Genomic DNA, 20,659 nt, shown 5'->3' with positions numbered 1-20,659 from the left:
TCTCGCCGCCCTTGGTAGACGGTGGTTCACGCGGCCCTGGCGGGTCGCTGTTTCCCCTCTTTCCTCCCAGTTCCGTCGCCTCCGGGCGCTCGGGCCCGTGGTCCTGCGCACTCACCCATTTTTCGGTCGCGCCGCCTGCCTGCGGCGCCTGTACGGGCATTGCCCGTGGAAAGAGGTTCGCTATGGATTGGAAAGTCTTTCTGCTGCGCGTCAGCGTAGCGCTCCTGCTCGGTGCCCTGATCGGCGCCGAACGCCAACTGCGCCAGCGCCTGACCGGCCTGCGCACCAATGCGCTGGTCAGCACCGGCGCCTGCCTGTTCGTGCTGATGACCCAGGCAGTACCGGGCATGGCGCCCACCGACGCCTCGCGCATCGCCGCCTATGTGGTATCGGGTATCGGTTTTCTCGGTGGCGGCGTGATCATGCGCGACGGCTTCAACGTGCGCGGCCTGAACACCGCTGCCACCCTCTGGTGCACCGCCGCCATCGGCGTACTGTGCAGCCTGGGGCTGCTGCTGGAGGCAACCCTGGGCAGCCTGGTGGTGCTGTGCGCCAACATTCTCCTGCGCGACATCGCCCAGCGCCTGGACCGCCAGGACATGCTGCCGGCCAACGAGGTCGAACAGCGTTTCGAAGTGCGCATCGTTTGCCGCGGCGAGGACGAGATCCAGGTCCGCAGCCTGATGCTGCACAGCCTGAGCGACCCGGGCCTGCGCCTGCAGTCGCTGCACAGCGAGGACCTGGCCGATACCTCACGCCTGGAAGTGCGCGCCGAACTGCTTGGCAATCCGCAGGCTCCGGCCCAGTTGGAGCGCCTGGTCAGCCGGGTGAGCCTGGAGAAAGGTGTCAGCGCCGTGCGCTGGCAGGTTCATGGGTTGGCCTCTGACTGACGGGGCGGGCCGCAAGCTGCAAGCTAGCCCCCGTCCCGCAGGTGGCGCTCCTTCATTTCCTGGCGTTCCTTGGCCTCGATGCACAGGGTCGCGGTGGGGCGCAGCAGCAGGCGGCGCAGGCCGATCGGCTCGCCAGTCTCCTCGCACCAGCCATAGTCGCCGCGTGCCAGGCGCTCCAGGGCCTGGTCGATCTTGTCCAGCAGCTTCTTCTCCCGCTCCAGGGAGCGTAGCTGCCAGTGACGCTCTTCCTCGGCGCTGCCGATGTCGGCTGGGTCGCTGTGTACTTCCTGTTCGCGCAGGGTGCGGAATTGTTGTTCGATGCGTGCTTGCAGCTCGGCGCGCTGAGCCAGCAGCAGGTTGCGGAAGAACTGCCGTTGCGGCTCGTTCATGTAGGCATCAGGGCTCTGGCGCAGCAGTTCGTCTTCGGTCATGGTCGTTACTCGACAAGGAAGGGGCAGGAGGCAGATATTGCCAAAATGTTACGTTATAACAATATCATTGCAAGCCCGGGGGACCTGATAAAAAGCCCAATGCCTTAATGTCAGTCAGTTAAGCGGCGCTTTGTCATTTTTGGGGCTGCCTTGCAGCCCATCGCCGGCAAGCCGGCTCCCACACAGGCTGTGTGAAAACCCTCCGAGCAATCGGGCTGTTCAAAAAACAACCTAAAAATCGCGCTTCTACGCGTATTCTGGGTGAGTTGAGCAGCCAAGCTTTTCCAGATTTCGCGTAGAAACGCGATCCTGAAAAAGCATTGGAGGTTTTCACACAGCCTGCACAGGGACCGCGGCGACCACATCTGATGCGGTTTGCACGGACAGTGTGGGAGCCGGCTTGCCGGCGATGGGGCGCGAAGCGGCCCCAAATGACAACTGAAAGTCTTAACTGACCGGCATTGCCCAATGCCTTGCCTTGGCGCAGCGCGGCGTCCAGACTTGCCGGTTTCCCGCCAAGGACAGCCCGATGCACGTACGCCCTACCCTGCCCCGTGATATCCCGTCGCTCCCTGCCATCGAGCGCTCGGCCGCCCAGGCATTCGCCCGCCTCCCGGCACTCGCCTGGCTGGCCACCGGCGAGGTGCTGGACGAAGCCGCGCACCAAGCCTTCATGGAGGCCGAAGGCAGTTGGGTGGCGGTCGACGCACAAGACCGGCCACAGGGGTTTCTATGCGCCCACCCGGCCGGCGATGCGTTGCACATCCATGAGCTGTCGGTACGCCTGCAAGCCCAGGGGCAAGGCGTCGGAGGCAGCCTGCTGGCACAGGTCATCCGTGCGGCACGGCATCGAGGTATCCCGTTGCTGACATTGACCACCTTCGTCGAGGTGCCGTGGAATGCCCCGTTCTATGCACGTCGTGGGTTCGAAGTGATTGCGACGGATCAGCTGGGTGAGCGCCTGCGCGAGCTGCTGGCCGAAGAGCGGCGCCATGGGCTGGAGGGCCGTTGCGCCATGCGCCTGGTTATTCGAACCCATGGAGCATTGAATTGAACATGCGGTTGACGGAGTGCCCTATGGGAGCGTGATCAGCGTCGCGTGCCGCTACCCAGTTCGATCCACACCGGCGCATGGTCGCTGGCCTTGGGCTCGTTGCGTACCCAGGCATCCACGCCAGCGGCCTCGAGCCGGGGTGCCAGGTCGGGGCTGAGCAGCAGGTGGTCGATGCGCAGGCCGGCGTTGCGTGGCCAGTGGTTGCGAAAGTAGTCCCAGAACGTATAGACCCGGGCGTCCGGGTGAAGCTGGCGGATGGCATCGCTCCAGCCCTGCGCCAGCAGGCGCTGGTAGCATTCGCGGGACTCGGGCTGGAGCAAGGCGTCCTTGCGCCAGGAGCGTGGGTTGTAGATGTCCTGGTCGGTGGGCACCACATTGAAGTCGCCGGCCAGCACCGTCGGGTGCCCGCTGTGGCGCAGCGTCGCGGCATGCTCGATCAGCCGCTCGAACCAGCGCAGCTTGTACTCGAACTTCGGCCCCGGCTGGGGATTGCCGTTGGGCAGGTACAGGCAAGCCACCAGCACGCCGTGGGCGGCCGCCTCCAGGTAGCGGCTCTGGGTGTCCTCCTGCATGCCCGGCAGCCCACGGCGCACCTCCAGCGGCTGGCTGTCGCGGGCGAGGATGGCGACGCCGTTCCAAGAGGGCTGGCCATGGTGCAGGCAACCATAGCCCGCCGCCTCCAGGGCCTCGCGGGGGAAGTCCTTGTCAGCGGCCTTGAGCTCCTGCAGGCAGGCGATGTCGGGCTGTTCGCGCGCCAGCCAGGCGAGCAGCCCGGGCAGGCGGCTGCGGATGCCGTTGAGGTTGAAGGTGGCGATCTTCAATGTCTTCATGCGTCTGGGTCGTCCACATGGGCCTGTACCGCCTCCGTGAGGGCTCGCGCGTGGGCCTGGTCGGCCAGGGCCTTGAGCGCCAGCCAATCGTCCCAGTCGATGGCGCCATCGTCGCGCAGGGCCTCGGCGGTACGGATCAATTCATGATGATAGGCGTCCGGCGACTCGCGCCGGTAGCTTTCATCGTCGTACTGGGCGTACCAGGCTTCCAGCTCGGGGATGCTGCGTTCGATGCTCATGGGCCTGCTCCTCGCTGCGACCTTTGAATGTCTGAGCCCGGGGTGCCGGCAACGTTCAAACGCGAGCGCCGCCTGGGCAGCGCCGCGTGGAAAAAATTAAACCTTTGCCCCGAAGCTGCGCTCAACCGTTCGCGACACCGACGTCGCGGCAACCGATAGCGCGAGGCCAGAAATGAGTAACGATGCATTGCGAGCGGAGGTTCTCACCCGCCTGTTCCATGCCCATCCCCAGGGGCTGGGCAAGGAATTGCTGGACAACTACCGTGGCGAGAAGGCCGTGGCCGGCATGCTCAAGACCCTGCAGGAGCAGGGACTGATCCAGGACGGCAGCGTCAGCGTCGATGCTGGGCACCAGATCAGCGTCAGCTACCCGATCAAGCTGTCGTCGGCGGGGGTCGAAGCGGCGAAGAAGATCGAGGGGTGACGGGGCGCGAAGCGCCCCCTGTGTGAACAAGGCCCGCCATCATTCCCGCTTCTCATGATCCCGAGGCGGCTTGGCTGGCCCCTGCGGATCGACCTGCGGGTCTTCCAGGTCCGGGGAGTCCGGGTCGAAGCCCAGGTCCTGCGGCTGGGTGGCATGTTCGGAGGAATGCGGCCCCTTGGCGGGCTGCTGTGGCTTGCGGTCTTGCCCTGGCGTGGTCATGGCGTCGTCTCCCGGCGAAATGTCTACGGAAGAGCCCCAGGGCCGTGCAAAGTTTGATTCATCTGCCCGCCCCCACGCCCGACGGCATCAACCCGCCCCTGGCAATGCGTCAAGACGCGCCTGGCAGGCTGCCAATGCCGCCGTGCGGGTATCCAGCATGCCTTGCAACTGCTCCAACTGCCGGCGCATCTGCTCGCTGGCGCCCTGGACCTGGGCCAGGATCGCTCGCAAGCCCTGGACCTGGGCGTCGCGCTGCTCCAATTGTTCCTCCAACTGCGTGCGCTGCGTGGCCTGCTGGCGAGTCTGGGCCAACAGGCGTTCATTGTCGCGATGCAGTTGGGTCAGCTCGGCCTGCCTGGCGAGCATGCCCTGCTGCAACTGCTCCTGGGCGTCGCGGGCATGGCGGTGCTTTTCTTCCAGCGAGCGAACTTGCTCGTCCTTGTCGGCCAGGCGCACCTGCAGCTCGCCCAGCGACTGGTTGAGGCTGGCGCTGCGCAATTGCTCGCGCTGCAGAGTGCTCTGGGTGGCCGCCAGCTTCTCGGACTCGGCCGCCAGCGCACTGGCCTGGACCCGCTGCTGCTGGTGCGCCGCCACCAATGCCTGCTGGGCAAGCTGTAACTGTGCCTCGAGCTGCTGCCGTTGTTCGGCGAACACCGCCTCGGCCTCGTGGATGCGCGCCTGCGCTTGTTCATGCAGTTGTTCGGCCAGTTGCTCGACCAGGCGCCCCAGTTGCTCGTTCAGGCCCGCCATGCCCAGCGGGGCCGATGGCGACTGGCTGTCCAGCTCCTTGAGGTAGCGGTGGATGGTGGTCTTCGAGCCGGTATTGCCCAGCTCGATACGCACCGCATCGATGCTCGGGTGCTCACCCCGGGCCAGCAGCGCCTCCCGTGCCTGCTGTACCGCTGCCTTGTCGATCCCACCCCGGGCCATGTTCGCTCCTGTGATTCGTACCGTGGTATGTACCATGTAATTACGTATCGAATTCTGCGGATTGTCGGAGCACCTTTCAAGCCCTTCTACGAGCGACCATTCAACCGCGACACAAGGTCGCGTCCACGGGGGCGTCTCTTGATACAGGTCAATACGCCGGACAGGGTTCGCGAGACGATGGTCGGGCGGGTGCCCCGCGCTGCCAAAGGAGATCGCTATGTCGTCGCTGAGCCACATCCTGGTCGCCACCGACCTGTCCGCACCTGCCCGCCATGGCGCAGAACGCGCCGCACTGCTGAGCAAGGCACTGGACGCCTCACTGGACCTGCTGTTCGTGGCGAACCCCGCACCCTTCGAGCGCCTCCGGCAGATGGTCGCGCCAGAGGACGACCTGCTGGAGCAAGTGCTCCAGAGCGGCAGGGAAAAGCTCCACGAACTGGGCGAGCGGCTGTTCCAGCAACATGAAGTCGCCGCTGGCACGCATGTCATGTCTGGCCCGGTCATCCCCCAGATCATTCGTGCCGTGCAGGAAAAGCAGGCGAGCCTGCTGGTCTGCGGAGCGAAAGGCGAGAGCACGGCCCGCCGCCTGCTCCTGGGCTCGACCGCACAGCGGCTGCTCAGCCACATGCCCTGCCCCATGCTGGTGGTCAAGCAACTGCCGCGCCGCGACTACCGCACCCTGCTGGTGCCGGTCGATTTCTCGCCTTCGTCCCGGCGCTCGATCGCCCTGGCCAAGGCCATTGCCCCGCAGGCCGAGATCATCCTCCTGCACGTGTACGAGGCCCCGTTCGAAGGCAGCATGCGCTTCGCCAACCTCGACAACGACACCCTCAGCCACTACCGCAACGTGATCAGGAAGGACGCCCAGGAACAGCTCGCCGCCCTGGCCGAAGCCTCGGGCCTGCCCATGGCGCGCCAGGTCGCCGTGCACGGCGACCCGGCCTGGCGTATCGTCGAACAGGAACAGGAGCTGGACTGCGACCTCATCGTGATGGGCAAGCAAGGCGAGAGCGCCCTGGAAGAACTCTTGGTCGGGAGCATCACCAAGCATGTCCTGAACGCGTCCCAGTGCGATGTGCTGGTGACCCTGTAAGCCATGCCCTGGCGGCAGGATGCCGCCACCGCTACCGAAGCCCATAGAAGGCCCGAGCCTATGAATCTTCCCTCCTCCGATCCCTGCGCAGCCCACGCTACCCCTGCCTGGCAGGCACTCTCGGTCGCGGAGGTCGAGCAGATGCTGCGCACCGGGCCGGAGGGCTTGCAGGACGTCGAGGTCGCCAGGCGCCTGGAGCTGTACGGGCCCAACCGGCTGCTGCCACCCAAGCGCCGCGGGCCATTGCTGCGCTTGCTGGCGCAATTCCACAATGTTTTGCTGTACGTCATGATCGCTGCGGCGGTGATCACCGCCTTGCTCGAGCACTGGGTCGATACCTGCGTCCTGCTCGCCGCGGTAGTGATCAACGCCATCATCGGCTTCATTCAGGAAGGCAAGGCGGAAAGCGCCCTGCAGGCGATCAGGGCGATGCTCGCGCCGCATGCGATGGTGATTCGCAACGGCATCCCCCAAGAGATCGATGCCGCCGAGCTGGTGCCGGGCGACCTGGTCGTACTGGCCTCCGGCGACCGGGTGCCCGCCGACCTGCGCCTGGTGGCGGTCAAGGAACTGCGCGTCGAGGAAGCCGCGCTGACGGGCGAGTCCCTGCCGGTGGAGAAGGACACCGAGGTGGCCCAGGCCGACGCGCCACTGGGCGACCGCCACGGCATGGCCTATTCGGGCACCGTGGTGGTGTACGGCCAGGCCAGGGGGATCGTCGTCGGCACCGGCGCGGCGACGGAGCTGGGCCGGATCAACCAGATGCTCGCCGACATCCGCGGCCTGGCCACCCCGCTGCTACGCAAGGTCGATCGCTTCGGGCGCGTGCTGGCCGTGACCATCCTGGCCATCTCCGCCGCGACCTTCGTCATCGGCACGCTATGGCGCGGCCATCCACCGGCGGAAATGTTCATGATGGTCGTGGCGCTGGCGGCTTCGGCGATCCCCGAGGGCCTGCCGGCGATCATGACCGTGACGCTCGCCCTCGGGGTACAGCGCATGGCCCGGCGCAAGGCGATCATCCGCCACCTGCCGGCCGTGGAAACCCTGGGCTCGGTGACCGTGATCTGTTCCGACAAGACCGGCACGCTGACCCGCAACGAGATGACCGTGCAGCGCGTCGTGTGCGCCGGCCACGTGTTCGATGTCGGCGGCGTGGGCTATGCCCCGGTCGGCGATTGCAGCATCGATGGGCGCATCGTCGATCCTGGCGATTACCCGGCCCTGGGCCTGGCGATCCGCGCCGGGGTGCTGTGCAACGACGCCCACCTGCGCAATGAAGACGACTGCTGGCGGGTCGAGGGCGACCCCACCGAAGGCGCCCTGCTGGTGCTCGGCGGCAAGACCGGTTTCGAGCCCTCGGCCTGGACCCGCCTGGATTCCATTCCCTTCGAATCGCAGCACCGCTTCATGGCCACCCACCACCTCGACGGCGAGGGCCACTCCTGGATCTTCGTCAAGGGCGCCCCGGAGCGCATCCTCGAGATGTGTCACCGGCAACGCGACCACGATGGCGAGCACCCGCTGGATGTCGACTACTGGCGGCGCATGACCACCGACACGGCGGCCCAGGGCCTGCGTCTGCTGGCTCTGGCCTGCAAACGCTCGGCGCCGCAGGAGGGCAGCCTAGGCCACCAGGACATGGCCTCGGGGTACACGTTGCTGGCCCTGGTCGGGATCGTCGACCCACCGCGCGAGGAGGCGATCAGGGCAGTCGGCGAATGCCACCACGCCGGTATCCGGGTGAAGATGATCACCGGCGATCATGCCGAAACCGCCCGAGCCATCGGTGCCCAGCTGGCCATCGGCGTCGGCAAGCCCACCCTCACCGGCGCCGAAGTGGCGATGATGAGCGACGAAACCTTGCGCCAGGTCGTGACGGAGGTGGACGTGTTCGCGCGCGCCAGCCCCGAGCACAAGCTGCGCCTGGTGAACGCGCTGCAGGACAACGGTCAGATCGTCGCCATGACCGGCGACGGGGTGAACGATGCGCCTGCGCTCAAGCGCGCGGATGTCGGCATCGCCATGGGCCTGAAGGGCTCCGAGGCGGCCAAGGAGGCCGCCGACATGGTGCTGGCCGACGACAACTTCGCCACCCTCGCCACGGCCGTGCGCGAGGGCCGGGCAGTCTACGACAACCTGAAGAAATTCATCCTGTTCATGCTGCCCACCAATGGCGGCGAAGCGCTGGTGGTGATCGCCGCCATCCTGTTCGAACTCGCCCTGCCGCTGACGCCCGCGCAGGTGCTGTGGATCAACATGGTCACCTCCAGCACGCTGGGGCTGGCCCTGGCCTTCGAGCCGGCCGAGCGGGACATCATGACCCGCCCGCCGCGCGCGCCCAGGGAGCCTTTGCTGTCGGGGTTCTTCGTGTGGCGGATCCTGATGGTCTCGGTGCTGATGATGTGCGGGGCGATGGGGCTTTTCCTCTGGCAGATGAGCGAAGGCGCCAGCGTCGAGACCGCCCGCACCATGGCGGTCAATGCCGTGGTCGTCGCGGAAATGTTCTACCTGGTCAATACCCGTGCCCTGATCGCGCCGGTCACCAACCGCGAAGGCCTGCTCGGCAACCCTTACCTGCTGCTGGCCATCGCAGCCTGCGTGCCGTTGCAGCTGTTCTTCACCCATGCGCCGGTCATGCACGAGATCTTCGGTTCTACCGACCTGACGCTGCTGGAATGGGGGAAAGTCGTGGGCGCCGGGTTGCTCGTGTACCTCGTCGTGGAGCTCGAGAAGTCCATGATCCGCCGCACCCGCCTGGCGGCGAGGCTGGCCATGGCGGCGTACGATCCGCCGGGGCGCTAGGGGTACAGTCAGTTAAAGCTGTTTAGCCGACATTCGAGGCCGCTTCGCGCCCCATCGCCGGCAAGCCGTCCCCCACAGGGCTCCGCGTCAACCTAAGACTGGGTGATCTCCCGCTGGGGGGGGGGGCGACAAAACCACTCGATGCTCACACCACCTTGCGCAACGCCGGCAACCGGACCAGCGACCACCCCGCCTCGGATTCCGCCAACGCCAGGCGAATCCCGTCCAGGGGCATGGTGTTCAACAGCGTCAGGGCCAGGTCGCCGACCATCCAGTTGGCGGTGTTGGACGCAATCACCCGGCCATCGGCGGAAATCAGCACGGCCTCGTGTTCCAGGCGCATCAGGCTGCGCACCAGCAGGCGCTCGACGTTGTGCAGCGACAGGTCCAGCCCGGCCACGCCGATGAAGCGGCCCTGCACCAGAATCGGCATGGTGAACGTCAGCACGTACATGTTGGTGCCGTAGAGGTCCACGTAGGGCCCCTCCACCACGCTCTTGCCGGTGTCGCGCGGCCGGCTGTACCAGGGCATCGCGGTGTAGTCGTAGTAGTTTTCCCGGCGCCGGTCGAAGTTGGGCCGCAGCGGGAGGGTCTTGCCGGCATCGGCCAGGTACCACCACTCCAGGTGCATCTCCCGGTCGGCCAGGCAATTGGGTTCCACGATGATCCCGCCGCCACAGCCAAAGGCACCGGTGACCAGCAACTGCCGGTCGATCGCCGGCCGCAGGGAGGCCAGGTCCCTGGCGGCGGGCTGGCGCCCCTCGGCCAGGACACGCTCCCAGAGCTCGCGGGTTTCCTCCACCAACTGGCGGACCTGGCTGAAGATGGTCTCCAGCGTGCTGTCCAACTGCTGGGCGCAGGCGGCCAGGGGGTCGTTGTCGCTCAGGGCAAACATGGTATTACCTCACGCAGGTTCGGCTTTCTTGTTATGGGTCGCCTCGGGTCAAGGCATTGTGACGCAATTACCACGCCAGGCCTGGCGCGCTGCTTCCGGTCGGCGGCGTTCAGCCCCCGTGCGCCTCGGCCAGCAACTCCAGGCGCAGGCTGATCAGGCGCTTGATGCCGCGGCTCACATGCGCCTCGGCCAGTGCCCCGGCCAACACCGCATCGCCCGCCACCAGCGCCTGCAGGATCGCCCGGTGCTCCTGCTCCACCACCGTCACATCGCCACCGCCGGCCGCCTCCATCCACAGCAGCTCGCCCACCTCCGACTGCAGGCGCATCTCGGCGTTGGTCAGGCGCAGCGACTGGGCGGCGGCGGCCACCTCGATGTGGAAGCGTGCATCGGCCCGATGGCGTGCCAACCGCGAGCCGGCCTGGCTGAGCATGTCGATGTGCTGGGCGATGCGCGCGTGCTGCTCGGGCGAACTGCGCTTGGCCGCAAGGCGCGCAGCGGTGCCCGAGATGGCGGTCTGTTCGTCGCCCAGGTCACGCAGGTCCGGGCCGCTCATGTCGCGCAGGCGCTGCAACAGCAGCGCCTCGGGCAGCTCCACCGGCGCGCAGACGAAACTGCCGCCGTTGCGGCCGCGGCGCGTTTCGATCAGCCCCCGCTGGCGCAGCACCACCAAGGCCTCGCGCAGCGTGACGGTGGCGACCCCGAGCTGCAGGGCCAATTCCGATTCGCTGGGCAGTTGCTGCCCTTCGGCAAACAACCCGAGCTCGATGGCTTCCATCAACTTGCGCGCCACTTCATCGGTACGCCCTTCCTGGCGCAACCGGATGAATGCGGTATTACGAGCAGTATTCAGGGCAGTCATTGCCTCTCCCTATCGAGCATTGCCTGGCGTGGCGCGAGCCTCGGCCAAAAGGTTCAGTTCCGTATCTTATAACCAAGCGCAAGGCCTCCGATACCGATTGATCGCCCATTCTACCTCTCGACAAGGCGTTTCAGGGTACTGTTGGCAACTTTCTAAATCTAAGATATGGTTTCATATGTTTACAGCGTCGACAGGCCACCGTGGCTTCTGCTGTGCCTGCGTCCAGCGATTTCCACCAACAAGACCGACCAAGGAATACGCCATGCAAACCAAACTCCTGATCAACGGCCAGTTGGTCGATGGGCAAGGCAGCCCCTATCCCGTGTACAACCCCGCCGAGGGCACGGTGCTGGTGACCATCCCCGAGGCCAGCGGCGCCCAGGTCGATGCTGCCGTGCAGGCGGCCGACCAGGCGTTCGACAGCTGGTCGCAGACCCCGCCCAAGGAACGCGCGCTGCTGCTGCTCAAGCTGGCCGAGCGTATCGAGGCCGAGGCCGAGCTGCTGGCCCGCCTGGAGTCGCAGAACTGCGGCAAGCCCTACCAGGCCGCCCTGAACGACGAGATCCCGGCCATCGCCGACGTTTTCCGCTTCTTCGCCGGCGCCAGCCGCTGCCTGTCGGGGTCCGCCGCTGGCGAATACCTGCCCGGGCATACCTCGATGATCCGCCGTGACCCCCTCGGCGTGGTCGCCTCCATCGCGCCGTGGAACTACCCGCTGATGATGGTCGCCTGGAAGCTCGCCCCTGCCCTGGCTGCCGGCAACTGCGTGGTGCTCAAGCCCTCCGAGCAGACCCCGCTCACCGCCCTGGCGCTGGCCCGGATCATGGCCGAGCTGTTCCCCGCCGGCGTCGTCAACATTCTCTTCGGCCGCGGTCCGAGCGTGGGCGAGCCGCTGGTCAACCATCCCAAGGTTCGCCTGGTGTCCCTCACCGGCTCCGTCGCCACCGGCGCACGCATCATCTCCAGCACCGCCAGCAGCGTGAAGCGCACCCACATGGAGCTGGGCGGCAAGGCCCCGGTGTTGATCTTCGATGACGCCGACATCGACGCAGCCGTCGAGGGCATCCGCGCCTTCGGCTTCTACAACGCCGGCCAGGACTGCACCGCCGCCTGCCGACTGTACGTCCAGCAAGGCGTCTACGACCGCTTCGTCAGCAAGCTTGGCGAAGCGGTGGCGAGCTTGCGCATGGGCCTGCAGGACGACCCACAGACCGAACTGGGGCCATTGATCACCCGCGACCACCTGGAGCGCGTCGAAGGCTTCGTCGAGCGCGCCAAGGCCCAGCCACACATCCGCGTGATCACCGGTGGCAAGCGTGTCGACGGGCCGGGTTTCTTCTTCGAGCCGACGGTGCTGGCCGACGCCCGCCAGGACGACGAGATCGTCCAGCGCGAAGTCTTCGGCCCAGTGGTCAGCATCACCCCCTTCAGCGACGAAGCGCAGGCGCTGGCCTATGCCAACGACTCCGACTACGGCCTGGCCTCTTCGGTGTGGACCCGCGACCTCGGCCGCGCCAGCCGCCTGGCCGCGCGCCTGCAGTACGGCTGCACCTGGGTCAACACGCACTTCATGCTGGTCAGCGAAATGCCCCACGGCGGCATGAAGCAGTCGGGCTACGGCAAGGACATGTCCATGTACGGCCTGGAAGACTACACCTGCGTGCGCCACGTCATGTTCAAGCACTGAGCACCTGCGCGGCGCACCCGAAAAGTGCGCCGCGCACCCTGACGAGGCATCGCCAGCGATGCCTTCCCGAGTAGCAACCTGATGAAAAACGCCCAGCATGGGCCTTCGACATAAAACATATAAAACAATAGGTAATATGGCATGAGTTCTGCTTTCTCTCCTGCCTGAGCCCGAAACCAGCCGTCATCGTTACTTTCCGGCACAGCCGGGGTAATGGCTTACGAGGTGTGTCACCATGCTTATCACTGGCATCAAGAGCCGTCCGGTCTACGACCGGCTGCACCCCATGGCAGGTGGCCTGCGCCACTTGATCGCGGGCCAGGGCAGCGGCGGCGCGGCCATGCTGCGCCTGATCGCGGACATGTCGCCTGCGCAACGCCGCGACAGCACCCTGCTCTACTCCACCGAGTCCTTCTCTGGGCACAACCACCTGCAGGCCTTGCAAGCGGCGCAGGTGGGCGAACTCGAAGCGTTCAGCAGCAACCAGGCCTTGATCGAGGCCCTGCGCGACAGGCTCAGCGACGCCTACATGGGCACGCGCCTGTACCTCAGTGGCTCGGAAAGCTTCATCGGTACCGCCATGCAAGCGGCCAATGCCGTCGACCTGAATCGCGACGAAGTGCTTCGCGAACACAGCGGTACCCTGGTACGCCGCGTGTGGTGCGCCCATTGCGACACCTACACCGAGAACGTCACCCAGCGCGTGTTCACCTGCCCCGGTTGCCAGCTCAACCTGGTGGTGCGCGACCACTATTCCCGCCGCCTGGCCGCCTTCCAGGGCATCAAGGCCGATGGCGAAGTCCCAGGCGAACTGCCACCTGCCGAGGAGCTCGACACATGAATACCCATAACGGCACCCTGAGCGTGCGTGTTGCCCGGATCGAGCAGGTGACGCCAGAGATCAAGCGTTTCACCCTGACCTCTCCGGACGGCAAGCATCTGCCTGCCTTCTCTGGCGGCAGCCATGTGGTGGTGGTCCTCGAGGATGGCGACAAGACCCACCGCAACGCCTACTCGCTGATGAGCTCGCCCTATGACTCCAGCGCCTACCAGATCGCCGTGCGCCGAGTCAGCGACGGCCGTGGCGGCTCGCGCCACCTGCACGACAAGGTCAGCGAAGGCGACCTGTTGCAGATCCTGCAGCCGGCCAACCTGTTCCCGCTGGCCAAGCATGCCCGCCAGCACCTGTTCATCGCCGGTGGCGTGGGCATCACACCGGTGTATTCGCAACTCGAAGAGCTGCAGTCCAAGCAGTCCACCTTCGAGCTGCACCTGGCCGTGCGCGGCCCCGAGCACACCGCCCTGGGCCTGGAGCTGCAAGCCCGGTACGGCGAGCGGGTGCACCTCTACGTGCAAGGCCAGGACGCGCGCATGGACATCCGCCGCATCCTCCAGGCCCGGCCGTTGGGCAGCCATGTCTATGTCTGCGGCCCGGACAGCATGATCGACGACACCCTCGACAGCGCCCGCGCCCTGGGCTGGACCGACAGCCACATCCACTACGAACGCTTCGTCGAGCAAGGCTCCAGCGGCCAACCGTTCAGCGTCACCCTGGCGCGCCAGGGCGTGACCATCGAGGTACCCGCCGAACAGTCACTGCTCGAAGCCGCCGAACAAGCCGGCTACAAGCTGCCCTACCTGTGCCGGGGCGGCGCCTGTGGCTATTGCGAGGCCGAAGTACTGGAAGTCGATGGCGAACTCGACCATCGCGATGACTGGCTCAGCGAGGAAGACAAGCTGAGCAAGCGCAAATTCATGCCTTGCGTATCACGTGCCAACTGCAGCCGCCTGGTCGTAGACCTCTGAGACAGGAAAACAACAAGATGACCGTATTCAAGCCAATCGAAACCTACGCCGACGCCGGCGGCGAGCACACCTACAGCAACAGCCGCGAGGCGGTGCTACGCCTGCCCTTCCCGTACCCGGAAGACCAGTACATGTACTCGATGAACGTCGAACCCCATGTGCCCTTCGGCAACGGTGCCCTGCGCGCCCAGTTCGACATCGACGAGCACTACATCTCCGAGTGCCACCACCGTGCGCAGACCCTCGACAGCCAGCCGGGCGTGCACTACGCCGCCCTGCCGCACATGATGGAAGCCCAGTGGGACCTGCTGGAATTGCTGATGGAGTCCTACTCCCGCGACTTCCCCGAGCATTTCACCCTGGAGAAGAAAGGCAGCCAGTGGCGCTGGATCAACCGCCCGCTGCAGATCGACGACACCTTCACCTTCGGCGATGCCAGCACCTTGCCGATGGAGCCGATGGAGTACATCACCCGCCAGGCCCAAGGCGAGTTCATCCTGCTCGAAGAGCGTGACGAGACCCTGGTGATGGGCGCCGGCATGGCCACCCAGCGTGCGGATTACTCGCTGCGCTTCAACCTCGGCATGAGCTTCATGGAGTTCCACGGCCCGGTACCCAAGCTGCACGAGATGGGTATCCTGCAGCGCGCCCTGAAGTTCCTGCTGCGCCTGCGTCCGGGGCACCCGGTGCGCCGCACCAACTGGTCGATCACCGTCAACCCGCGCCTGGAAACCTCCGCCGAGACCCTGCCGGACTGGGCGCCCGACCGCACCATCGTCACCCCGGAGAACGCCGGCGAACTGGTCAACCTGCGCATCGAGCTGCAGCCCCTGCACCGCCTGCCGCGCAGCAATGCGGTGCTGTTCCCGGTGCGGACCTACCTGGTCAGCCTCAAGCAACTGGCCGAGTTCGCCCCGCAGTGGGCCAAGCGCATGCACCGGGTGATCCGCGACCTGGACCAGGAGCTGGTCGACTACAAGGGTTTCACCCGCTACCGCGACGCCATGGTCGCCTGGCTGTCGCAATACGATGACGGCACTCCGGTCGACGAGAACCTGCAGTAGTTCCACCCCACAGCGCGCCGCTACCGGCGCGCTTCCTTCCTTGATGTGCTTGCCTCCCAGGGTTCACCCATGAAAACAACAATACGCAATGTCTTGCCCGAGCGCTGGAGCCTGGTGTTCTCCGCCGCAGGTTCGGCCTATGGTGTCGGCCTGCTCGGCCTGTGGGCCTTGCCCTTCCTGATCAGCGCCATCATCAACGACCTGCAGCTCAACGAGGCCCAGGCCGGGTTGTTGATGTCCGCGGAGTTCGGCTTCACCATGCTCGCCTCGCTGCTGGTCGCGCCCTTCATGGGGCGTGCGCCACGGCGCACCCTGGCCCTGCTCGGGACCTTGCTGGCCATCGCCGCCAACCTGGTCAGTGCCCACATCGAGAGCATCCAGGCCCTGGCCGCGGTACGCTGCATCGCTGGCCTCGGCGCGGGCCTGGCCCTGGCCTGCGGCAACGCCGCGGTGTCCAGCGCGCGGCATCCGGACCGCATCGCCGGGCACATGAACGTGCTGTCGGTGCTGCTGATGATCGTGGTGATGCTGGGTTATGCCAAGGTCATGGCGCTGTTCGGCCTCTCGGGGCTGTACTACGCGATGGCCGCGACCATGGCGGTGATGCTCCCAGCCATTGCGGCGCTGGAGCAGCGTGCAGCGACCGTCGCCCCCGCGCCGGCGGCCCCTGGGGCGAGCAAAGGTTCGGGCAACATCCTGCTGAGCCTGCCGGCGATCTGCATGATGCTGGCGATGTTCGTGTTCCAGGCTCGCGACACCATGGGCTGGGCCTTCGTCGAGCGTATCGGCACCCTGGTCGGCTACAGTGGCGACGAACTGGGCGTGTTGCTGTCGGTCCAGTCCGTGGTCGGCCTGATCGGCCCGCTGATCGCGGCGATGGTCGGCAAGCGCTTCGGCATGAGCACCCCGGTGATCCTGGCCATCCTCCTGACCGGCGGCACCAGCCTGAGCTACGTGCTGGGCGAGCACTCCAAGGCCCTGTACACGGCGGGCGTGATGACCATCTGCGTCACCTACTTCTACGCCCTGAGCTACCTCACCGGCCTGGCGGCGGCGCTGGACCGCGAAGGCCGCGTCGTGGCGGCGGCCAGCAGCTTCCTGAGCCTGGGGCTGGCGGTGGGGCCGGCGATTTCCGGCGGGCTGATTTCCCTGGGTGGTTTCACCCTGGCGGCCTGGGGGATTGGCGTCACCGTGGTGCTGACCTTGCTGCTGGTGACCGTGCCGTTGGCCAGCATTCGCCGCGAGCATACGGCCTACACGCCAGTCGCGGCGCTCTAGCCAGCGGGCATCGGCCCTTGTCCTCGGATAAGGGCCATTGATCTGACAGAACACCGGTGGTGTCAGGACCGGTCTATTCGCCGCGGACCGAACCCAGCAACCAACTCAACGCCCCCGCCCAGCCACCTGCCACAGTCGGGCGATATCCCGGGCTCGTGCCTCGAGCAAATCCCCGGCTTCGGCACAGGCCTGCTCCAGGCTCATCGGCCCGCTGGCCAACGCGAAGGCGGCATCGACACCGTGGTCGTAGAGCTGCTGGTAACCCGCCCCAAGCGTACCGGCGAGCACCACCACCGGCACGCCATGACACTTGGCGACCCGCGCCACACCCATGGGCGTCTTGCCGCGCAGGGTCTGGGCATCGAAACGCCCTTCGCCGGTGATCACCAGGTCAGCGCCCCGCACCAGGGCATCGAGGCCCGCCAGCTCGGCCACCACCTCGACCCCAGGGCGAAAGCGCGCGTCCATGAACGCCTTGGCGGCGAAGCCCATACCGCCCGCCGCGCCACAACCAGGGAAATCGCGCACGTCTTCGCCCAGCAGGCGGGCGCAATGGTCGGCGAAATGGCCCAGGGCCCGGTCCAGGGCCTGCACCTGCGCGGGGCTGGCCCCCTTCTGCGGGCCGAACACCGCCGAAGCGCCATGGGGGCCGCACAAGGGGTTGTCGACATCGGCCGCCACCTCCACCTGCACCTCGGCCAGGCGAGGGTCGAGGCCGCTGGCGTCGAGGCGCGCCAGCCTTTCCAGGGCCAGGCCACCCTCCTCCAGCGGCTGCCCGTCGACGTCCAGCAGGCGCAAGCCCAGGGCGCGCAGCATGCCGGCACCGCCATCGTTGGTAGCACTGCCGCCGATGGCCAGGACGATGCGCTGCGCGCCGGCCGCCAAGGCGGCGGCGACCAGCTCGCCGGTGCCCCAGGTGCTGCTGCGGCAGGCATCGCGCTGGCCGAGCGGAACCCGTTGCAGGCCGCTGGCCTGGGCCATCTCGATGATCGCCGTGCGGCTCTCAGGCAGCCAGCCCCAGCCGGCATCCACGGCCTGCCCCAACGGCCCGCGTACCACCTGGTGGCGCAACTGGCCATGGCTGGCGGCCAGGATCGCCTCCATGGTGCCCTCGCCGCCGTCGGCCATCGGGCATTCGACCAGTTGCGCACCCGGCCAGACCTCGGCCAGGCCTTTGCCGATGGCCCGGGCGACACCGGCGGCATCGAGGCTGTCCTTGAACGAATCGGGGGCGATGACGACTTTCATGGGGATTCTCCTGATCCAGATGACCCGCATGCTGACAGCTGCGCGGCGATGCGGCCTCGGTCGGGTGCACAAAGACGCGACGGCATTGTTTGGGCAAATGCCTTTGCACCGCGCAGGCCGCTTCGCGGCGGTTCAGCGCGCATGGCATGGGCCAACCCTGCCAACACCTCACTGCGCCGGCAGCAACTGCAACCCCAGGTAAAGGCTCAGCAAACCTTCCAGCCGCAAAGGGTCCACCTCCGCCACTTCGGCGATCCGCTCCAGCCGATACCTCAGGCTGTTGCGGTGGATCCCCAGGGCATCGGCGCACGCCTGGCTCTGCCCATCATGGGCGCACCAGGCACGCAGGGTAGCCAGCAGTTGCCCGCTGGCATCCTTGGCGCGGATGCGCTGCAGCGGCTCGAGCAATTCATCCAGGGCATCGTCGTTGCGATGTCGCCAGAGCAATGTCGGCAATCGGTAGCGGGCAAGGCTCAGCAGGCGTTCGCCCGGCTCCACCTCGCGGCCGTAGGCCAGCAGGTCGCGTACCCGCCGGTACCCCCGGCGCAACTGCTCAAGGCTCTGCGCCGGGTTGCCCAGGGCCAGGCGCTGCACCTGCCAGCCATGGCGCTGCAGGCGCTCCAGCAGGCGCGGCTCGTCCGGCGCCACGGCCGCCGGGCGGCACCACAGCAGCGACTGCCGCGCAGGGCTCACGCACCAGCTGTCGGGGTAGCGGCTCATCAACCAGCCGGACAGCGCCTCGGCCGACGACCCGGCGTCGAGTTCGAACAGGCATGGCACCCGCGCCAACTGCGGCTTGAGGCCCAATTGCCGGGCTTCGTCGAGCAAGCGCGGGGAGTCGCCGCTGCCGCCGAGCAGCAGGGCCAGCAGGTCGTCGCAGCGCTGGCGCCGCCACTGCTGTTCCACCTGCAGGTGACGCTGGGCCAGAAGCATCTCGGCGGTCATGCGCACCAGTTCGCCATAGGTGCGCAATTGCTGCGGGTCGCCCGTCAGGCCCAGCACGCCGATCAGCCGGTCATCGAGCATCAGCGGCAGGTTGACGCCCGGCTGCACGCCCTTGAGGCACTTGGCCGCCTCGGCGTCCAGCTCGACGATCCGGCCGTTGGCCAGCACCAGTTGCGCGCCCTCGTGGCGGGTATTGATGCGCTCCGGCTCGCCGCTGCCCAGGATCAAGCCCTGGCTGTCCATGACGTTGACATTGCACGGCAGGATCGCCATCGCCCGATCGACGATGTCCTGCGCCAGGTCGTGGTCCAGTTCGAACATTCCAGGGTCCTTGCGGTGGTAGGCTTTGGTCCGCGGCACAGCAGCCCGTGCCCACGGCTGTGCAAAAGCACAAAGACAGCCGTGCCGCGCTCGCCGAGACTCGTCAGGGCCGGCGCCGCACACGGCACGGCGACAACCATAACAAAGAGATTCCGATCATGGCACACAGCCCTGCCCCTGACCAAGGCAAAGACCTCAGCCGCGACGCGCTGTACCGGCGCATCACCCTGCGGCTGATCCCGTTCATCTTCATCTGCTACCTGTTCAACTACCTGGACCGCGTCAACGTCGGCTTCGCCAAGCTGCAGATGCTCGACGCCCTGCAGTTCAGCGAAACCGTCTACGGCCTTGGCGCCGGTATCTTCTTCATCGGCTACGTGCTGTGCGGCCTGCCCAGCAACCTGGCACTCAACCGCTTCGGCCCGCGCCGCTGGATCGCGGTGATGATGATCGCCTGGGGCAGCCTGTCGACCTGCCTGCTGTTCGTCACCACACCCATGGAGTTCTATGTGCTGCGCCTGCTCACCGGCGCGGCGGAAGCCGGCTTCTTCCCCGGCGTGGTGCTGTACCTCTCGCGCTGGTTCCCGGCGGACCGCCGTGGCCGGATCATGGCCTTGTTCATGTCGGCGATCCCGGTCTCGGGCCTGCTCGGCGGGCCGTTCTCCGGCTGGATCCTCGAGCACTTCGCCGCCGGCCAGCATGGCCTGGCCGGCTGGCAGTGGATGTTCCTGATCCAGGGCCTGCCCACCGTCGCCCTGGGCATCCTCGCGGTGCTGCTGCTCAGCGACGGCTACCAGAAGGCCGCCTGGCTGAGCCCCGCCGAGCGCCAGGTGATCGAGGCCGACCTCAAGGCCGACGCCGCCACCAAGCCCACCACCCACAGCGACAGCGTGCTGGCCGTACTGACCAACCCGCTGATCTGGACCTTCGGCTTCGTCTACTTCTGCATCCAGAGCGGCGTGTACGCCATCAACTTCTGGCTGCCGTCGATCATCAAGAACCTGGGCTTCGACAATCCCTTGCTGATCGGCTGGCTGAGCGCCATCCCGTACCTGCTGGCCGGGGTGTTCATGATCGTCGTCGGGCGCTCGGCGGACCTGCGCAACGAGCGGCGCTGGCACCTCGTCGTGCCGATGCTGATGGGCGCCGTCGGCCTGCTGATCGCGGTGAACTTCGCGCAGAACCCGACCATCGCCCTGCTCGGCCTGTCGATCGCCACCATGGGCGCCCTCACCGGCCTGCCGATGTTCTGGCCGATGCCCACCGCCCTGCTCAGCGCCAGCGCCGCCGTGGCGGGCCTGGCGATCATCAACTCGGTCGGGCAGATGGCCGGTTTCCTCAGCCCGTACCTGGTCGGCTTCATCAAGGACCAGACCGGTTCGACCGATGCCGCGCTGTATTCGCTGGCGGCGCTGATCGTGCTCGGCAGCCTGGTCGCTCTGCGGGTATCCCGGGCTGGAGCGCTGGCGGCCGCGCGGGCCAGTTGATCCGCGAGGAGGGACTGCCAAGACTTGCAGCCGCCATTTGGGGCCGCTTCGCGGCCCCAAGCACCAGAGCTACCGCTTGACCGAGGGCTCGCCTCCGATCGTCAGATCATTGCATCGCTGCACCGCCAAAGGCGTCAAATGAAGCTGAACG

General features: G+C 66.7%; 20 protein-coding genes. 11 read left to right on the top strand and 9 right to left on the bottom strand.

Features of this window, described 5'->3' with window-relative positions:
- Window positions 1-182: 182 nt before the first annotated feature.
- A complete protein-coding gene (locus tag ACDI39_RS03395) occupies window positions 183-890 on the top strand; it encodes an MgtC/SapB family protein (protein WP_225787879.1) in 708 nt (235 codons plus the stop codon).
- Between the two features lie 23 nt (window positions 891-913).
- Here the strand turns inward: ACDI39_RS03395 and dksA are convergent, their stop codons facing one another.
- A complete protein-coding gene (gene dksA, locus ACDI39_RS03390; protein ID WP_225787880.1) occupies window positions 914-1,321 on the bottom strand; it encodes an RNA polymerase-binding protein DksA in 408 nt (135 codons plus the stop codon).
- Between the two features lie 529 nt (window positions 1,322-1,850).
- On the opposite strand from dksA, the gene ACDI39_RS03385 reads away from it, so the two are divergent.
- A complete protein-coding gene (locus tag ACDI39_RS03385; protein WP_225787881.1) occupies window positions 1,851-2,375 on the top strand; it encodes a GNAT family N-acetyltransferase in 525 nt (174 codons plus the stop codon).
- 35 nt (window positions 2,376-2,410) lie between these two features.
- Here ACDI39_RS03385 and xth read toward each other — a convergent pair whose 3' ends face one another.
- Complete coding sequence (gene xth, locus ACDI39_RS03380; RefSeq protein ID WP_225787882.1) at window positions 2,411-3,205, bottom strand: exodeoxyribonuclease III; 795 nt, start codon at window positions 3,203-3,205, stop codon at window positions 2,411-2,413.
- On the bottom strand, window positions 3,202-3,444 hold the full coding sequence (locus ACDI39_RS03375) for a hypothetical protein (RefSeq protein WP_225787883.1): 243 nt from the start codon (window positions 3,442-3,444) through the stop codon (window positions 3,202-3,204). The genes xth and ACDI39_RS03375 overlap by 4 nt, the downstream gene beginning before the upstream one ends.
- Window positions 3,445-3,616: 172 nt before the next feature.
- Between ACDI39_RS03375 and ACDI39_RS03370 the strand changes: the two genes are divergently transcribed.
- Window positions 3,617-3,868: a hypothetical protein gene (locus ACDI39_RS03370; RefSeq protein WP_486537641.1), complete on the top strand. Its 252-nt coding sequence runs from the start codon at window positions 3,617-3,619 to the stop codon at window positions 3,866-3,868.
- 39 nt (window positions 3,869-3,907) lie between these two features.
- Here ACDI39_RS03370 and ACDI39_RS03365 read toward each other — a convergent pair whose 3' ends face one another.
- Complete coding sequence (locus tag ACDI39_RS03365; RefSeq protein WP_253090820.1) at window positions 3,908-4,087, bottom strand: DUF6021 family protein; 180 nt, start codon at window positions 4,085-4,087, stop codon at window positions 3,908-3,910.
- A gap of 87 nt (window positions 4,088-4,174) precedes the next feature.
- A complete protein-coding gene (locus ACDI39_RS03360) occupies window positions 4,175-5,017 on the bottom strand; it encodes a DNA-binding protein (RefSeq protein WP_225787886.1) in 843 nt (280 codons plus the stop codon).
- Between the two features lie 217 nt (window positions 5,018-5,234).
- Between ACDI39_RS03360 and ACDI39_RS03355 the strand changes: the two genes are divergently transcribed.
- Entirely contained in the window at window positions 5,235-6,110 is an 876-nt protein-coding gene (locus ACDI39_RS03355) for a universal stress protein (RefSeq protein WP_368815932.1), read from the top strand.
- A gap of 60 nt (window positions 6,111-6,170) precedes the next feature.
- Window positions 6,171-8,915 (top strand): cation-transporting P-type ATPase, encoded by a 2,745-nt coding sequence (locus ACDI39_RS03350; protein WP_225787888.1) that lies wholly within the window; start codon window positions 6,171-6,173, stop codon window positions 8,913-8,915.
- A gap of 145 nt (window positions 8,916-9,060) precedes the next feature.
- Here ACDI39_RS03350 and ACDI39_RS03345 read toward each other — a convergent pair whose 3' ends face one another.
- Window positions 9,061-9,810, bottom strand: a complete 750-nt coding sequence (locus tag ACDI39_RS03345; RefSeq protein ID WP_253101409.1) for a cache domain-containing protein — start codon at window positions 9,808-9,810, stop codon at window positions 9,061-9,063.
- Between the two features lie 109 nt (window positions 9,811-9,919).
- On the bottom strand, window positions 9,920-10,672 hold the full coding sequence (locus ACDI39_RS03340; protein WP_253080152.1) for a FadR/GntR family transcriptional regulator: 753 nt from the start codon (window positions 10,670-10,672) through the stop codon (window positions 9,920-9,922).
- Window positions 10,673-10,934: 262 nt separating this feature from the next.
- On the opposite strand from ACDI39_RS03340, the gene ACDI39_RS03335 reads away from it, so the two are divergent.
- The 5 genes from ACDI39_RS03335 to ACDI39_RS03315 all read left to right on the top strand — a co-directional run bounded on the left by ACDI39_RS03335 (window position 10,935) and on the right by ACDI39_RS03315 (window position 16,507).
- Window positions 10,935-12,359, top strand: a complete 1,425-nt coding sequence (locus ACDI39_RS03335) for a gamma-aminobutyraldehyde dehydrogenase (protein ID WP_225787891.1) — start codon at window positions 10,935-10,937, stop codon at window positions 12,357-12,359.
- Window positions 12,360-12,594: 235 nt separating this feature from the next.
- Window positions 12,595-13,200 carry a dimethylamine monooxygenase subunit DmmA family protein gene (locus tag ACDI39_RS03330; RefSeq protein ID WP_225787892.1) on the top strand — a complete coding sequence of 202 codons (606 nt, stop codon included), beginning with the start codon at window positions 12,595-12,597 and terminating at the stop codon, window positions 13,198-13,200.
- Window positions 13,197-14,165, top strand: a complete 969-nt coding sequence (locus tag ACDI39_RS03325; RefSeq protein ID WP_225787893.1) for a PDR/VanB family oxidoreductase — start codon at window positions 13,197-13,199, stop codon at window positions 14,163-14,165. Before ACDI39_RS03330 ends, ACDI39_RS03325 begins: the two co-directional genes overlap by 4 nt.
- A gap of 17 nt (window positions 14,166-14,182) precedes the next feature.
- A complete protein-coding gene (locus tag ACDI39_RS03320; protein ID WP_253080154.1) occupies window positions 14,183-15,229 on the top strand; it encodes a heme-dependent oxidative N-demethylase family protein in 1,047 nt (348 codons plus the stop codon).
- Window positions 15,230-15,298: 69 nt separating this feature from the next.
- On the top strand, window positions 15,299-16,507 hold the full coding sequence (locus tag ACDI39_RS03315; protein ID WP_253080155.1) for an MFS transporter: 1,209 nt from the start codon (window positions 15,299-15,301) through the stop codon (window positions 16,505-16,507).
- Window positions 16,508-16,612: 105 nt separating this feature from the next.
- Here the strand turns inward: ACDI39_RS03315 and ACDI39_RS03310 are convergent, their stop codons facing one another.
- Together ACDI39_RS03310 and ACDI39_RS03305 are read right to left on the bottom strand one after the other, a co-directional pair.
- On the bottom strand, window positions 16,613-17,755 hold the full coding sequence (locus ACDI39_RS03310; protein ID WP_225787896.1) for a glycerate kinase: 1,143 nt from the start codon (window positions 17,753-17,755) through the stop codon (window positions 16,613-16,615).
- A 168-nt stretch (window positions 17,756-17,923) separates the two neighbouring features.
- Window positions 17,924-19,021 carry a sugar diacid recognition domain-containing protein gene (locus ACDI39_RS03305; RefSeq protein ID WP_253080156.1) on the bottom strand — a complete coding sequence of 366 codons (1,098 nt, stop codon included), beginning with the start codon at window positions 19,019-19,021 and terminating at the stop codon, window positions 17,924-17,926.
- 158 nt (window positions 19,022-19,179) lie between these two features.
- Between ACDI39_RS03305 and ACDI39_RS03300 the strand changes: the two genes are divergently transcribed.
- Window positions 19,180-20,508, top strand: a complete 1,329-nt coding sequence (locus ACDI39_RS03300) for an MFS transporter (protein ID WP_225787898.1) — start codon at window positions 19,180-19,182, stop codon at window positions 20,506-20,508.
- The last annotated feature ends 151 nt before the right edge of the window (window positions 20,509-20,659 follow it).

The sequence above is a fragment of the Pseudomonas sp. Tun-23181 genome (genome assembly GCF_057415455.1).
This window is presented reverse-complemented; position numbering and strand designations above follow the sequence as displayed.